General features: G+C 66.7%; 12 protein-coding genes. 4 read left to right on the plus strand and 8 right to left on the minus strand.

Translation table 11 applies throughout. From position 1 onward, the window contains the following. Position 1: 1 nt before the first annotated feature. Entirely contained in the window at positions 2-994 is a 993-nt protein-coding gene (locus tag DVK05_RS04690) for an NAD(P)-dependent oxidoreductase (protein WP_121562233.1), read from the minus strand. Between the two features lie 150 nt (positions 995-1,144). Here DVK05_RS04690 and DVK05_RS17265 point away from each other — a divergent pair, with 150 nt between their 5' ends. Further along, entirely contained in the window at positions 1,145-2,107 is a 963-nt protein-coding gene (locus DVK05_RS17265; protein WP_199712282.1) for a hypothetical protein, read from the plus strand. Positions 2,108-2,177: 70 nt separating this feature from the next. Here DVK05_RS17265 and DVK05_RS04700 read toward each other — a convergent pair whose 3' ends face one another. The 6 genes from DVK05_RS04700 to DVK05_RS04725 form a co-directional block, all read right to left on the minus strand. After that, positions 2,178-2,432: a hypothetical protein gene (locus tag DVK05_RS04700; RefSeq protein WP_121562234.1), complete on the minus strand. Its 255-nt coding sequence runs from the start codon at positions 2,430-2,432 to the stop codon at positions 2,178-2,180. Positions 2,433-2,931: 499 nt separating this feature from the next. Further along, complete coding sequence (locus DVK05_RS04705) at positions 2,932-3,909, minus strand: NAD(P)-dependent oxidoreductase (RefSeq protein ID WP_121562235.1); 978 nt, start codon at positions 3,907-3,909, stop codon at positions 2,932-2,934. Further along, the gene (locus DVK05_RS04710) at positions 3,902-5,050 is read right to left on the minus strand and encodes an NAD-dependent epimerase/dehydratase family protein (RefSeq protein WP_121562236.1); all 1,149 of its coding nucleotides are present in this window, start codon (positions 5,048-5,050) and stop codon (positions 3,902-3,904) included. The genes DVK05_RS04705 and DVK05_RS04710 overlap by 8 nt, the downstream gene beginning before the upstream one ends. A gap of 124 nt (positions 5,051-5,174) precedes the next feature. Further along, on the minus strand, positions 5,175-6,044 hold the full coding sequence (locus DVK05_RS04715) for a TrmB family transcriptional regulator (protein ID WP_121562237.1): 870 nt from the start codon (positions 6,042-6,044) through the stop codon (positions 5,175-5,177). A gap of 547 nt (positions 6,045-6,591) precedes the next feature. Then, positions 6,592-8,466, minus strand: a complete 1,875-nt coding sequence (gene glmS, locus DVK05_RS04720; RefSeq protein WP_121562238.1) for a glutamine--fructose-6-phosphate transaminase (isomerizing) — start codon at positions 8,464-8,466, stop codon at positions 6,592-6,594. A 2-nt stretch (positions 8,467-8,468) separates the two neighbouring features. After that, on the minus strand, positions 8,469-9,644 hold the full coding sequence (locus DVK05_RS04725; protein ID WP_121562239.1) for a sugar phosphate nucleotidyltransferase: 1,176 nt from the start codon (positions 9,642-9,644) through the stop codon (positions 8,469-8,471). A gap of 92 nt (positions 9,645-9,736) precedes the next feature. Here DVK05_RS04725 and DVK05_RS04730 point away from each other — a divergent pair, with 92 nt between their 5' ends. From DVK05_RS04730 to DVK05_RS04740, 3 genes are read left to right on the plus strand one after another with little or no spacing between them, the layout of a single operon-like run. Then, positions 9,737-10,117, plus strand: a complete 381-nt coding sequence (locus DVK05_RS04730; RefSeq protein WP_121562240.1) for a response regulator transcription factor — start codon at positions 9,737-9,739, stop codon at positions 10,115-10,117. Continuing rightward, complete coding sequence (locus tag DVK05_RS04735) at positions 10,114-11,280, plus strand: HEAT repeat domain-containing protein (protein WP_394338853.1); 1,167 nt, start codon at positions 10,114-10,116, stop codon at positions 11,278-11,280. The genes DVK05_RS04730 and DVK05_RS04735 overlap by 4 nt, the downstream gene beginning before the upstream one ends. Next, positions 11,277-13,247, plus strand: a complete 1,971-nt coding sequence (locus DVK05_RS04740) for a glycosyltransferase family 2 protein (protein WP_121562241.1) — start codon at positions 11,277-11,279, stop codon at positions 13,245-13,247. Before DVK05_RS04735 ends, DVK05_RS04740 begins: the two co-directional genes overlap by 4 nt. Here the strand turns inward: DVK05_RS04740 and DVK05_RS04745 are convergent. Continuing rightward, a complete protein-coding gene (locus tag DVK05_RS04745) occupies positions 13,244-14,407 on the minus strand; it encodes a GAF domain-containing sensor histidine kinase (RefSeq protein ID WP_199712283.1) in 1,164 nt (387 codons plus the stop codon). The two genes, DVK05_RS04740 and DVK05_RS04745, sit on opposite strands and share 4 nt — an antisense overlap. Positions 14,408-14,485: the final 78 nt, after the last annotated feature.

Consider the following 14,485-nt stretch of genomic DNA (forward strand, 5'->3'; position numbering starts at 1 on the left):
TTTATATGTATGGGTAGTCGGAGTTGCGGAACTGGTCGGCCTCGTAGTCGGTGATGTCCTCCTCTTCCATCCACTCCTTGATCTCTTGGACGCCGTCCGCGATATCGTACTCTGTCTCCCAGCCGAGGATGTAGTTGATCTTGTCGAAGCTCACGCGGTAGGTACGATTGTCCTCCTTGTGCTCGACGAACCGTACTTCCGCGCCATCGACGTTCTCCTCGACGATGCGGCCGACCTTCTTGATCTGGTAGTTGAGGTTGTTGTCCCCGACATTGAATATCTGGTGGTCGACATCCTCCTTGTCGGCCTCCAGCACGGCTGAGAACGCGCGGGCGGCGTCGTGGACGTGGACGAGCGGTCGGTACTGCTCGCCACCATAGACCGGGATATCGCCTTCCAGCACTGCTTTGGCGGTCAGGATGTTAACAACCAGATCGAAGCGCATCCGGCGTGACCATCCGAAGATGGTCCCTAGGCGCAGGATCGTCGCCGTGATGTCGGTGTCGGCGAACTGGTCGTGGGTCTCGTGGAGGATGATCTCCTCAGAGTCGATCTTGGACTCGGCGTACAGCGACAGCGGATTGAGATACGATCCTTCGTTGAGTTCCATTAGTTCGCTCGCGCCGTAGACGCTACAGGTAGAAGCGAAGACGAGTCGATCGATGTCATAGAGTTTCGCTACCTCGACAAGTGACTTCGTCGCCTCGACGTTGACTGACTGAGTTGCCTGCTCGTTGACGCCACACGCCGGGTCACCGACGATACCGGCCATATGAACGATGGCGTCACAGCCTTGAACGGCATATGACAGGTCCTCGATGTGGCGGATGTCTCCCTCGTGGATCTCAAGGTCGTCATCATCCGCGAACGGCGCCAGGGCGTCGTCGCCCCAGAGCATCGAGTCCAGCACTCTGACTTCGTGGCCGGTGTTGAGTAGTTCTTCGATGATGAAGTTGCCGATGTAACCGGCGCCCCCCGTGACGAGTACACGCATTAGTGTGGAAATATTCGAGAGAAGGAGGCAAAAAGCGTTCCGTCTACAGGTAGCCGCTGGCACGGCGGCTGTGGTTCGCGGTCCCCCTTCCTCGAAGGTGAACCGGACGGAAGAAAAAGCTCATGGGTCTTATCGGACAATCTACCCTCAATGGGAATCAAAGATGTGTTCTCAGAGATACGTAAACATGGGACCGATCTCCAGTGGTGGCGCAAGCGCTTCTTGACGCACGTCGTTGGCAGGTACTACGAGTTGAACCCGCCGAGGGCGGATCCGCTCTTCGATCAGGACTGGGACAACGTCCTGTTGCTCGACGCCTGCCGGTACGACCTCTTCGCGGACGTGCTTGGCGACCATGACCTCCCAGGAACGCCCGGCAAGCGCCGCTCGCTCGGATCGGCGACGCCGGAGTACATCAGAAAGAACTTCGAGGGGAAGCAATTCCACGACACGGTCTACGTGACGGCTAACCCATACGTCAACACCAAGCTCCCCAACGACACCTTTCACCACGTCGTCCCCGTCTGGAAGAACGGCTGGGACAACGACCTGAAGACGGTCCCACCCGAGGCGATGCGTGACGCGGCGCTGGAAGCGGCCGAGCGCTTCCCCAACAAGCGGCTGATAGTCCATTTCAACCAGCCCCACGTCCCCTTCATCGGAGAGGTCCGCCTCGACGGCCGGAAGGTGAGCGCCATCAGAGAGAAGGCGCTCGGGAACGAGCGCCCTGACCCCCGGAACCGCATCCCTACGGCCTTCGATCAACTGGCCAGCGGCGACCGATCCTACGAGGAGGTCCACGCCGCATACCGGAGCAACCTCGTCCGAGCGATGCCTGCGGTCACCGAACTGCTCGATTCGCTGGAGGGGCTGACGGCGGTCACGTCCGATCACGGCAACGCCATGGGCGAGCGCGCCAGCCCGTTCCCAATCAGTGTTTACGGCCACCCCGTCGGCGTCCTGATTCCCGCGCTGACGGAGGTCCCATGGCACACATACCAGAACAGTGACCGGAGACGGATCACTGCCGAGGAACCGACCAACGAGTCTGCAAGCGACATCGTCAACGAGGACGTCGAGAGCAGACTCCGCCAGCTCGGTTATACGGAGTAACTGTCGGTTCGCTGACTACATGGAGTAGTCGGTATATTTCCAGTTGCGTAAATAGTCAGTTCTGGACAGACTAACAATATTTTCGGACGATCCCGACGACGTTTCCCTCCTCGATGTTGGGCTGGTTTGTGAAGCTGATCACCTTACCGAGCACATCCTCCACGTTGTGGAGCGACAGCGACTCGTAGCCGTGACCGTTGTCGTTCTCGCTCCAAGTGAACCCACTGTTAAACCCCTCATGTTCGGTGAACACGAACTGTTCGTAGTGCGGTTTGTTGTAGCGGTGGCGAGTCTCGACACCCATGTCGCCGAGGCGGTCCCACACTTCCTAGCACGAGAGCCAGATAACGTCTTTCTGGGCCTCGAAGGGCGCTCACATATGTATGTTCGACGTGTACAGGCACGCTCACGGGTTTGAGCCACCCTATGTCACCGAGTTCTTCGGCGAGGTGCTTGGAGATCCGGCGGCATTGGTGTTGAATTAGGGTAGCTGTTCGATCTGTTTTGCGCTAACGGGGGCGTGGAAATCGCTCATCCGGTAGTAGTACCTCAGGTCGACGTGAGTGTCACGGTCGATCAGGACCTGGTTGCGGAGCCGGCGGAGCTTCTCTGCGAGTCCGTCTTCGTTGGTGGTAATCGTGCGTCACCGCTGGAGGTAGTATTCTTGATCGCGGCCCCAAACTTCCGGGACTATTATATTGTATAGTTAGTCCGGGACCGCTGCTCTCTTCAGAAAAGCTAGGTGGTTCTCGACGGTTCAGGACAATTGCCCGAAATAATACTCCGGACAAAATTCACACGTTTGAGTGAGATTCTGACCATCTTCAGCGGATGAGATCTCGTACAGAAGATCTAACACCTTCTGACGGTTCCCAATCGAGTTCCTGTACCGCTTTTGAAATGTCTACTTCAAACTGATCAACTGTTGTTTCATTTGAACGCGGATTTTTGACCAGTTGAACATCGATTTCTTTGGCCAATTCCAACTTGGCAGCCTCCCGCACGATCTCCGCTACCTCCATGACGCTCATGTCCTCTTCACCAGCAATCTCATACGTTTCGGTGCCGGTTTCGCTGCGCTCTAGTTGTTTTAAGAGCCGCTCCATACTCTGGACGTGTGCCCGTGCCACGTCTTTTACGTGAACGAAGTTGCGTGCCTGGGTTCCGGGCTCGTATACCGTTAGTGTCTCACCAGCGAGTGCTCGGTTGACGAAGAAGTTGATAACGGTTGGCTTATCAATACTCATATCGCCGACGGCATGTTCGCCATAAAGGTTCGAGATGAGGAACAAATGCGCTGGGAACGCACCGTCCGCAAAGGTATCTATAGATCGCTCACCCAGTAGTTTTGTCCGGCCGTACCAGTTCAGCGGGTCCCGTGGCTGGTCTGCGGTAATCGGGAATTCCTCAGGGTCGCCGAGTACGGCCATACTGAATGGGAACACCAACCCAGCGCCTGTCTTCCGACAGAACCACGCCACGTTATTCGTCCCCGTGACGTTCACCTCATAGGCAAGGTCAGGATTTTCTGTGCAGTCATCAACTCCGCTTACTGCTGCGAGGTGACAGACCACGTCCGCACCCGCGAGCGCGTCTTCCAACCGTCCGCGGTTTCTGATGTCTACGTGCTTGATCTCGATATCTCCGATCGCGTCAACCTGCCCACGATACATATTATCGATTGCGATCAACTCCCAGTCAGGGTGAGTCTCACGCAGTTCGACGACGATTCGACTCCCGATGTATCCGGCCGCACCCGTAACCGCAATTGTTGGGGCCGTCCCGGAATCTGACTCACTCATCGGTCAGCACGCCCGGCAGGAACCGGTCCTCGTGGGCCGCGATGCGCTCGCGCTCGTCGACGAGCGTCCCGAGTACATCGCGGATCCCCGATTCGAGGTCCTGTCGCTGGCCCCCCACAAGCTCGAGGAACCGCTCGTTTTCCATCTCCATTTTGTGTTCCTCGTCCTCCTCGCGCGGGTTCTCGTAGTGTTTCACTTCGGCGTCGAGGTCGAACTCCGCGCCGACCTCGGCGATCGTCTCCGCAAGCTCGACGATCGCGATCGGCCGGGTGACCTGGTTGTACACGTCGATCCCGTCGTCGCCGGAGTGGCCCTGCTCGACCAACCGAACCAGACTCTCGACGGCGTCTTCCAAACTCACCATCGGCTTGCGCTGTTCGCCTTTCCCGTACACCGTGATCGGGTACCCCCCCACGGCCTGCGCGCAGAACCGATTGACGACGGTGCCGAAGTAGTAGTCGAAGTCGAACCGCGTCGGGCTCTCGTGGGCGCGGGTCTCGTCGGTTTCGGTACCGTAGACAATCGCGGTCCGCACCTCGCTCATCGGGAAGTCGAACTGCGACTCCGCGAGCCGCATGTTCGCCGCATCAAAGGACTTCGTCTGGTGGTACCAGCTGCCGCCCATCGCCGGGAACGGCACCTCGTCTTCGCCGCCCTTCCGTTCGACCTCAAGCCCGCCCTCCGGAATCGGGAAGTGGGGCGCCCCGTAGATGCCGGTGGTCGTCGTCTCGATAAAGTGCGTGTCCGACAGCCCCGTCTCGTGGAGCCCGTGGAGCAGGTTCAGCGTCATCGAGACGTTGTTGCGCTGGGTGTAAAGCGCGCGCTCGCCGTTGATCGACGAGTACGGCGCGCTTGGCTGGGCGGCCGCATGGAGCACGGTGTCGGGCTCGTGGGTGGTCAACAGCTGGAGCACGAAGTCGCGGTCCGCCAGATCGCCCTCGACCAAGCTGAGGTTCTCGACGCGGGCGAATCGCTCCTCGGGGTCCTCGATCTGTGTCGCGGAGACGCTGCCGGACTCGGCGACCCAGTCGCGCCGCGAGAAGTCGTCGACGCAGACGATACGCTCGTCGAGCCGGTCGGCCAGTCGCAGCGCGGTCGGCCAGCCGAGGTAGCCGTCAGCACCGGTGAGTAGCACGGTCATCGTTACTCGGCAATCGAGTAACTACGAGTAAAGGTTTTGCGGTTAGATTCGCCGTGCTGATACCGATCCACGGGGGATCGACGTGCTCGCGTCGCTCTCGCGGGGGCATCCCGCTCGCCGATCGTCACTCTTCACTGCGGGTGTCGGGATCCGGATCGGCGGGGATACTCTCGTGGCGCCACAGCAGGTCGAAGTACTGCCACATCCCCGCCACGAACGAGGGGTTCTCCGTGACTGCGGCTTGGCGGTGGTGGTTCGGCACCTCCTCCTGTTCGACCATCAGGAGTCCCTGCCCGGATTCGTACGACAGATCCGGATCGACGAACGTGCCACGCCACGGCAGCACGCGGTCGCTGACGCGCACGCTGACCGACGGGAACTCGTCGGCGAGCGTTTCGCGGATCTCCGCCTGCCGCTGTCGGTTCTCCGTCGAAAGCGACTCGGGGTGGAGGAGCAGCACGTCAACGGCCACGCCGCAGTCGACCGCGTCGCGGATCGCCGGCCGCACGGCGTCAATATATCCGAAACTCTTCGAGAGCACGTACACACCCTCGTCGGCCTCGCGGAACAACCGCCGCGTCTCCCGCTCGCTCGGTTCGCCCACGTCGACGACGTGGAACAGGTCCTCGGTCGGACTGAGCTCGTCGACGCCGCGGTCGCGGACCGGCGCGTACTCCTCGACGAACGCCTCCTCAACGGCTTCGACGTCCTCCCGGAACCGCTCGTAGGCGTGCCGACGGTTCTCGACCGCCCGCTCGGCGATCGCCGCCGGCTCGTGGGGCTCGTACCGCTTCGGCCGGCCCGGGATTACCTTCACGTATCCCGCCTCGGAGAGCGCGTCGAGCACGCCGTAGATCCGCGCTTTCGGGATCCCGGTCGCCTCCGCGAGATCCGGGGCCGTCGTCCGGCCCAACAGCAGCAGTTCCTCTAAGGCGTCGGCTTCGTACTCCGTCAGATCGAGCAACGAAAAGAGGTCCTCACCGGAATCGGGCATGTACGCCTCTCCTCGTGCGCTCCGTAAGTACGTACTGGTAGGGCCGGAAGGGTTATTACGTGGGCGCCTATACGGTTACTCAGAATATGAGTAACTCGGATGCCGCTGACGACGCGCACCTCGCCGACGTCCCGGACGGCGCGGGGTGTACGGAGATCTGGGAGCGACTCTCTGAAGGCCGCGACGAGGAGTCGACCGACGAGTAGCCACGCGTACGGGGGGCGTAACCCAGTAAATCTCGGTCTCATCGTCGTGTCAGCGCCAGTCGCCGAGCGAGTGTCGTGCGTCGTGCCCAAGCGCTGCCATCGATCAGATGACTCCAGCGTTTTCGATACGTCTCAGTCGCAGAGAGCCATTCACGCGGACTGGCTTACGCGACTACGTGCCTCGACCGTAGTCGTGGACAGGCCCCTTGCGGGAGACAACTGGTAACCGGAATTGCTGACGATCTGCGGAGACGTAATCGAACCGCCGGTCCGGCTTCGATCGGAATCGGGCAGCCGCGAGTCGACCGCTGCCACCAACTACCGACCACGAGTTCTCACCGCTATTCCACCGTCACGCTCTTCGCGAGGTTCCGCGGCTTGTCGATCGACCGTCCCTTGTCGTTCGCAACGTGGTACGCGAACAGCTGGAGGTAGACGTTCGCGACCAGCGGCTCGACGATCCCCACGTCCGGCACCGGCAGCGACATGTCGAGCGTGCCGTACTCCTCGTCCGCAGACACACAGCCGATAGCGGGCGCGCCGCGCGTCTGCGCCTCGGTGACGTTGTTCATCGTCTCGTCGGCGCGCGACCCGTCGGTCAGCACCGCCAACACGGGCGTCTCCGGCGTCACCAACGCGAGCGGGCCGTGTTTGAGCTCCCCCGCAGCGAACCCCTCGGCGTGGTCGTAGGAGATCTCCTTGAGCTTCAACGCGCCCTCCAAGGCGACGGGGACGCCCAGTTGCCGCCCGACGAAGAAGAACGCCTCGCTGTCGCCGTACTCGGTCGCGGCCTCGCGAACCGCCTCCTCGTTGTCGAGCACCTGTTGAACGGCTCCCGGGAGGTCTCGGAGCCCCTCCAACACCGGCCGCGCGTCGGCGGCTCCCAGCGCGCCGCGCTCGCGGCCGATCGCCACCGCGAGCATCGCGAGCGTCGCCACCTGCGAGGCGAACGTCTTCGTCGCGGCGACGCCGATCTCGGGGCCGGCGCGGATGAACGCGGTGTCGTCGACCTCGCGCGTCACCGTACTCCCGAGCGTGTTCGTCACGGCGAACGTCCGCGCGCCCGCGGCGTTCGCTCGCCGGACCGCGCCCAGCGTGTCGGCGGTCTCGCCGCTCTGCGTCACGGCGACGACGAGCGTGCGGTCCGGGCTCCGGCCGGCGCCGAACTCGTACTCGCTGGCGATCTCGACGGTCGCGCGCACTCCCGAGAGCTCCTCGAACAGCTGCGCGGCGTACCGCCCCGCGTAGTTCGAGGTGCCGCAGGCGACGATCTGGATCTCTTCGAGGTCCGCGAGAAAGCCGGGCGGGAACGAGACGTCGAGGTCGACGCCGCCGGCGTCCACGTCGAGGCGCCCCGCGATGGTCTGGCGGAGCGCCTCGGGCTGCTCGTGGATCTCCTTTCGCATGTAGTGTTCGTAGCCGCCCTTCTCGGCGGCGTCGGCCTCCCACGTCACCGTCTCGACGCCGCGGTCGACGAGGTCGCCGTCGGCGTATATCTCGACGCCCTCGGCCGACAGCGCCGCCACGTCGCCGTCTTCGAGGTAGGTCACGTCGCGGGTGTGTTCGAGGAAGGCCGTCACGTCGCTGGCGACGAACGTCGCGTCGTCGTCGCGGCCCAGAACGAGCGGGCTCCCGCGCCGCGCCACGACGATCCGGTCGTCGCCCTCGCGGACGGCGCAGATCGCGTAGCTCCCCTCCAGACGGTCCTCGACGGACCGGACCGCGTCGAGGAGGTCGTCAGTGCCGCGCTCGGCCGCGAGCTCTTCCTCGATCAGGTGCGGGATGACCTCGGTGTCGGTGTCGCTCGTGAACTCGTGGTCGGCCAGCTCCGCTTTGAGCGCCTCGTGGTTCTCGACGATCCCGTTGTGGACGACCGCCACGTCGCCGACGCAGTCGGTGTGCGGGTGGGCGTTCGCGTCCGTCGGCGGGCCGTGCGTGCTCCAGCGCGTGTGGCCGACGCCCAGCGCCGCGTCGGGCACGTCGGGCACGGTGAGGTTGTCGACCTCCCCGGACCGCTTCGCGACCGTGAGCCCGCTCGTCTCCCCGACGAGCGCGACGCCCGCCGAGTCGTAGCCGCGGTACTCCAAGTTGCGAAGCCCCTCGTGGACGATGTCGCCGACGCCGGTGACTCCGCCGTCGCCCGCGGCGCCGTCGCTGTCGCTGTCTCCGTCGTCCAGCGCGATCCCGCCGCCGATGTAGCCGGTTATCCCGCACATGGTTACCCCCTCCGCACGACCGCGCCCGAGCCAACGCGGTCGTCGATCACGACCCCCGCGTCGGCCGTCACGTCGTCGCCGACGACCGCGCCGTCGGTGAGCGTCGCGCCGGCGCCGACGGTCGCGTTGTCCCCGACCACGCCGGCGAGTTCGACGCCGTGGTGGACCGCGTCGCCGACGACGACCGTCGCCGGTTCGCCCGCTATCGTCGCGTTCGGGCCGACTCGCGCGTTGCCGGCGACGATCGCGTCCCGGACCACGGCGCCCGCACCGATCACGGCGTCGGGGAAGACCACGGCGTTCTCGACGACCGCGCCCGCCTCGATGGTCGCGTTACTGCCGATCGCGGTGCTCCCGCCGAGCGTGACGTTCGGCCCGACGCGCACGTTGCCCGCGAGCGCCACGTCGTCGGCGACGGTCACCGACTCGCCGCGGCTCGCGCCCGCGGCATCGGGCGTCGCGGCCTCGTCGACCAGCCCCGCGTTGACGGTCAGCAGGTCCCAGAGGTTCGACACGTCGAGCCAGCGCCCGTCGTACCGCACCGCCGACAGCGTCTCGCGACCGGCGAGGTCGTTGAGCGTCGCCGTGATCGCCAACTCGCCGGGGGCGTGCGTCTCGCGGATCGCGTCGAACACCGCCGGCGAGAAGGCGTACACGCCGGCGTTGATCTGGTTGGTCTCGACCGGTCCCTCCGGCTTCTCGTCGATGGCCGTCACGCGGTCGCCGTCGAGCGTGACGACGCCGTACTCTCGGGGCCTCGCCGCGGACGTGACCGCCATCGCCGGGGGGGCGCCGTCGAGCGCCCGGTCGCGCATCGCCGAGACGATCGACGAGTCGACGATCCGGTCGCCGTTGAGCACGACGAACGGGCCGTCGACGACCGGCTCGGCCTGGAGGACGGCGTGGCCGGTGCCCAGCTGCGTCGCCTGCTCGACGTACTCGATCGTGACGCCCCAGTCGTCGCCGTCGCCGAAGTGGTTCCGGATGCGCTCCTGCTCGTAGCCGACGACGAGGACGATCCGCTCGATGTCGGTCGCCGTCACGGCCTCGACGACGTGTTCGAGTAGCGGCCTGTTCGCCACGGGGACCATCGGCTTCGGCCGCCGGTTCGTCAGCGGCGCCAGCCGCCGCCCCTCGCCCGCGGCGAGTATCACCGCGGTTACCGAGTCGGTTGCCATACCGTCACCGTCGCCCGCCCGGGTGTTAAATCGCTCGCGCGAGACCGGAACGTTGGAGAAGAGTAAAGTAGCGCACCGCGTCTACGTTTTCTGTGTCGAGATCGGCCGTCATCGCGGACGACGACGAGACGATCCGGTCGATCCTCCAGTACAAACTGTCGAGCGCGGGCTACGACCTCACGGTGTGTCACGACGGCGAGGAGTGTCGCCAGGCGCTGAACGAGAGCGGCGCGGCCCCGGACGTCGTGGTCCTCGACGTGATGATGCCGCGGATGAAGGGCACGCAGGTGTTACGGGCGATCCGGCGCGACGAGCTCGCCGTCGACCCCGACGTGCCCGTCGTGATGCTCACCTCGCGCGGCCAGGAGGCGGACGTGTTGGAGGGGTTCGACGCGGGCGCCGACGAGTACCTCACGAAGCCGTTCAGTCCGAACGAGCTGCTGGTCCGCATCGACCGACTGGTCGAGGGGTGAGCGTGCCGTTCGCGTCCCCGACGGCGGCGACCGTCACCGACCCCCAGTCGCGGGCGCTCGCGCTCGCCGTCGTCGTCCTCGGCTCGCTGCTGGTCGCGGCGGCGCTCATCACCCTCGGCTACTCGGTGCTCGCGGCCCGCAGGCGCCGGCGGCGGGAGCCGCTCCGCGCCGCGCTGCGCTCCGAGCTGCTCGATCGGCTCTACGGGCGCGACGAGCCGGCGTGGGACGCGTGGGTCGCGAGCCTGTCGGCGGCCGAACGCGACGAGCTGGAGTCGGTCCTCGACGTGTACCTCCGCGAGCTCGCCGGCCGCGACGCCGCGACGCTGGCCGGGCTCGGACGGGCGCTCGGGATCCCCGACCGGGCCCGTCGCGAGATCGTCGACGGGGGGTACTGGGAGCGGACCCACGCCCTCGTCTGGCTCGCGCTGCTCCGCGACGCCCCCGACCGCGACCTGCTCAGGGAGCACTGTACCGCAACGCCGCGCGAGCGCGCCGCTGCCGCCCGGGTGCTGTATGCCGCCGGGACGGACGACCGCGCGACGACCGGCGTCGACCTGTTGCTCCGAGACGACCCCGAGGCGTTCTCGGTGTTCGGCGTCGACACGCTGTACCGCGTCGCCGAGAGCGACCCCGGTCCGTTCTTCGACCGGGCGGCCGCCGACTTCGAGACGTGGCCGCCGGCGCTCCAGCGGCAGGCGCTGCTCGTCGTCCGCCACCTCACCACCGTGGTCGGCGGCGCCGACCTCTCGTGGGTCGTCGCGGCGCTGTCGAGTCCGGACCCAAGCGTGCGGGCCGCCGCGTGGCGAGCGCTCGGCGCGTACGGCTGGAACCGACGGCTCCGGGACGCGGTCGACCTCGGAGCGATCCCCGAGGAGCCGGCGCCGACGGTCCGCGCCGACGCCTACCGCGCGCTCGGCGTGTGGGGCGACGCGGCGGCGCTCGACGCAATCGAGGCGGCCGGGACGATCGACCCGGACCCGCGCGCGCAGGTCGCCGCGGCCGAGACGCTGGTCGCCCAGCGCGGGGCGGACGCCGCGCCCTCCGCGAGCGAGAAGCCGTTCGGCGTCGCGTGGGATTGGGCCGCCGAACACGCCCGCTTCGACCGGCTGGCGCGCGACATCTCGCGGGACCGGGAGCGGCTACACGACGAGGTGCGCGGATGACGACGCTCGAAAGCGTCGGAACGTCGCTTATCGTCGGCTCGGGCGTGTTCATCGTCACGTACTACCTGCTGATCAACGCGGGCTACCTGCTGATCCACGTGCTCGCGCTGTTCCAGCTCCGCGACAACGTCCGCGAGTCGGCGTGGGACCCCTCGTTCCGCGCGTTCGACAGCCCGTTCTACCCGGGCGTCGCGATGGTCGTGCCGGCGTACAACGAGGCGGCCAACATCGTCGAGAGCGTGCGCTCGATGCTCGCGCTCAACTACCCCGACCAGGAGATCGTCGTCGTCAACGACGGCTCGTCGGACGCCACCCTCGAACGGCTCGAAGACGCGTTCGGGCTGCGCCCCGTCGACGCCGAGGTCCCGTACGACGTGCCCTCCGAGCCGATCCGACAGGTTTACCGCTCGGCGACCCACGAGAACCTGCTGGTCGTCGACAAGGAGAACGGGGGCAAAAGCGACGCGCTCAACGCCGGCGTCTGGCTCACCGACCAGGAGCTGTTCTGCGCGGTCGACGCCGACACCGTGATCGACCGCGACGCGCTGCTCGACGTCGTCGCGCCGTTCCTCGAGGAGCCGACCCGGACCGTCGCCAGCGGCGGGACCATCCGCGTGGCCAACGAGTGCGTGATTCAGGACGGTCAGGTGAAGGAGACGAACCTCCCGAAGACCGGCCTCGCCGGCGTTCAGGTGATGGAGTACCTGCGGGCCTTCTACTCCGGGCGGCTCGGGCTCGCCCGGCTCAAGGGGCTGATCCTCATCTCCGGCGCGTTCGGCGTGTTCCGGACCGACCGCGTCCGCGAGATCGGCGGCTACCGCCACGACACGATCACCGAGGACTTCGACGTGGTCGTCAGGCTCCACGAACACCTCTCGGACAACGACATCGACTACCGGATCGAGTTCGTCCCCGAGCCCGTCGCCTGGACGGAGGTGCCGGAGTCGCTCCGGACGCTCGGCCGGCAGCGCCGCCGCTGGTACCGCGGCATGCTGGAGACGGTGGTCGCCAGCCGCGGCCTCTTTTTCCGCCGGCGCTACGGCCGCGTCGGGACGGTCGTGCTCCCGTTCTTCACCGCCGCAGAGGCGCTCGGGCCGCTCATCGAGGGGTTCGGCTACGTGCTGCTCCCGCTCGGGTGGTACCTCGGCATCCTCAACGTCGAGTTCTTCCTCACGTTCCTGCTGCTCACCGTCGGCGCCGGCGTCTTCCTCTCTTGGTTCGGCGTGTTCAGCGAGGTGTGGAGCTACAACCGCTACGAGTCCCCGCGGGACGCCGTCCGGCTGCTGTGGTACGGCGTGGTGGAGAACTTCGGCTACCGTCAGTGGAAGACGGTCGTCGCCTGGCACGGGCTGATCGAGTTCCTCCGCGGCGAGCAGTCTTGGGGCGTCATGGAGCGGCGCGGGTTCGGCGACGCGGGGACCGAAGCCGCGGCGGCTGGTGGTGCCGGCGCGGCGGCCGGTGGTGCCGGCGCGGCGGCCGCAGCCGCCGCGGCCACGGACGACCGCGAGGACGCGGACGACGGCGGCTTCGTCTGGGTGGACCGGCTCGCCGACGAGCCCGGGACCGACGGGCTCCGGTGGCTCGACCGCATCGCGGCCGACGACCGCCACGGCGCCTTCGCGTCCGTCGCGGACCTCGCCGTCGGCGTCGGCGACGGGGGGTTCGTCTGGACGACCGACTTCTCGGAGGGCGTCGGCGACGGGGGGTTCGTCTGGGTGACCGACCCGACGCTCGGCGCCGGCGACGGCGGCTTCGTCCTCACGGTCGACGACGGTGGCATGCGAGTCGCGGCGACGACCGACTTCTCGGAGGGAATCGGCGACGGGGGGTTCGTCTGGGTGACCGACCCGACGCTCGGCGCCGGCGACGGCGGCTTCGTCTGGACCCGCGACGCCGCGGTCGGCGCCGGCGACGAGGGGTTCGTTTGGGTGGTCGACGCGACTGACGCGACCGACGCCGCTGACTAATCAGCGGCGAGCGCCTCGTGGACCGGCTCCGCGGCGTTGACGTCACGCACCGCGAACCGCGTCCCGTCCGGGCCGCTGTCGACGGCGAGGTCCCAGCCGTGCCCCGAGACCACCCGCTGGACGACCAGCAGCCCGAGCCCGAACGACTTGATGTTCTCCGCGTCGGCCGCGGTGAGCGCGCGTTCCACGTCCTCCGGGAGTCCCGGCCCGTCGTCCGCGACCGCGAAGCCCTCGTCGTCGCCGGTGACCGTCACCGCGACGTCAGGCCCGCCGTGTTCGACGCAGTTCCGGAACAGGTTCTCGAAGAGCCGCCGGAGGCGCATCTCGTCGGCGAGGATCGCGGCGTCGGACGCGACGTCGACCGACAGCGTCGCGTTCCGCGTCCGCACCGTGTCCCACGCCTCGCGGACGACCTCGTCGAGGTCGACCCGCGTCCGCTCGCCGACGTCGGTCCCCTCCTTCGCGAGCATCAGACACTCGGCGATCATCGACTCCATGCGGTCGAGCGCGCCCCGGACGCGGTCGAGGAACTCGGCCGCCTGCCCGCTGACGTGTTCCTGCGCGAGCTCGGTGAACCCGATCGCTCCCGACAGCGGGTTCCGGAGGTCGTGGGCGACGATGCCGGCGAACTCGTCGAGCCGCTCGTTCTGTTCGCGCAGCTCGGCGTAGTGTTTCTGCCGTTCGAGCTCGCTGCCCACCCACTCGGCCAGCACCGCGACGAAGTCGCGCTCGGTGTCCGTGATCGGGTCGTCCCGCGGTTCCGCGTCGAAGAAGCACAGCGTCCCGTACGTCTCGCCGTCGACCGTCACCGCCGCGCCGACGTAGCAGCGGAGGCCGGTCGTCTCCAGCGCGGGGTCGTCGCGGTACTCGCTATCGTTCGCGTCCGCGAAGCCGAGTGTCTCCCCGGCCCGGACGACGTGGCGACACCACGTCCCGTCGAGGTCGACGACCCCGCCTCGGGCGTACGGGCCGCTCTCGATGCTCGTTTCGACCACCTCGTACCGGCCCTCGCCGGTGTACGAGAGGACGCCGTTGTCGACGCCGAGGTACTCCCGACCGACGTCGATCGCCTTGCGGAGCCGCTCGTCGGTGTCGAGGTCGCTCGCGGTCAGCTGTAACAGGCTCTTGAAGGGGTCCGAACGGACCGTGTCGGGTGACATGGTGGATTCGATCGCCGTTGTCCGGGCTACTCGCCGGCGTCGGATAAAGGCCCGATTCCGTCCCCGACGGGCGCCCCG

The organism is Halorubrum sp. Atlit-8R (assembly GCF_003666025.1).
In the GTDB taxonomy this organism is placed as follows: Archaea; Halobacteriota; Halobacteria; order Halobacteriales; family Haloferacaceae; genus Halorubrum; species Halorubrum salinarum.

What these genes read in the sequence shown, in the direction of transcription:
- DVK05_RS04690 (WP_121562233.1), bottom strand. Translation starts at nt 994, where the DNA reads ATGCGTGTACTCGTCACGGGGGGCGCCGGTTACATCGGCAACTTCATC.
- DVK05_RS17265 (WP_199712282.1), top strand. Translation starts at nt 1,145, where the DNA reads ATGGGAATCAAAGATGTGTTCTCAGAGATACGTAAACATGGGACCGAT.
- DVK05_RS04705 (WP_121562235.1), bottom strand. Translation starts at nt 3,909, where the DNA reads ATGAGTGAGTCAGATTCCGGGACGGCCCCAACAATTGCGGTTACGGGT.
- DVK05_RS04710 (WP_121562236.1), bottom strand. Translation starts at nt 5,050, where the DNA reads ATGACCGTGCTACTCACCGGTGCTGACGGCTACCTCGGCTGGCCGACC.
- DVK05_RS04715 (WP_121562237.1), bottom strand. Translation starts at nt 6,044, where the DNA reads ATGCCCGATTCCGGTGAGGACCTCTTTTCGTTGCTCGATCTGACGGAG.
- glmS (WP_121562238.1), bottom strand. Translation starts at nt 8,466, where the DNA reads ATGTGCGGGATAACCGGCTACATCGGCGGCGGGATCGCGCTGGACGAC.
- DVK05_RS04725 (WP_121562239.1), bottom strand. Translation starts at nt 9,644, where the DNA reads ATGGCAACCGACTCGGTAACCGCGGTGATACTCGCCGCGGGCGAGGGG.
- DVK05_RS04740 (WP_121562241.1), top strand. Translation starts at nt 11,277, where the DNA reads ATGACGACGCTCGAAAGCGTCGGAACGTCGCTTATCGTCGGCTCGGGC.
- DVK05_RS04745 (WP_199712283.1), bottom strand. Translation starts at nt 14,407, where the DNA reads ATGTCACCCGACACGGTCCGTTCGGACCCCTTCAAGAGCCTGTTACAG.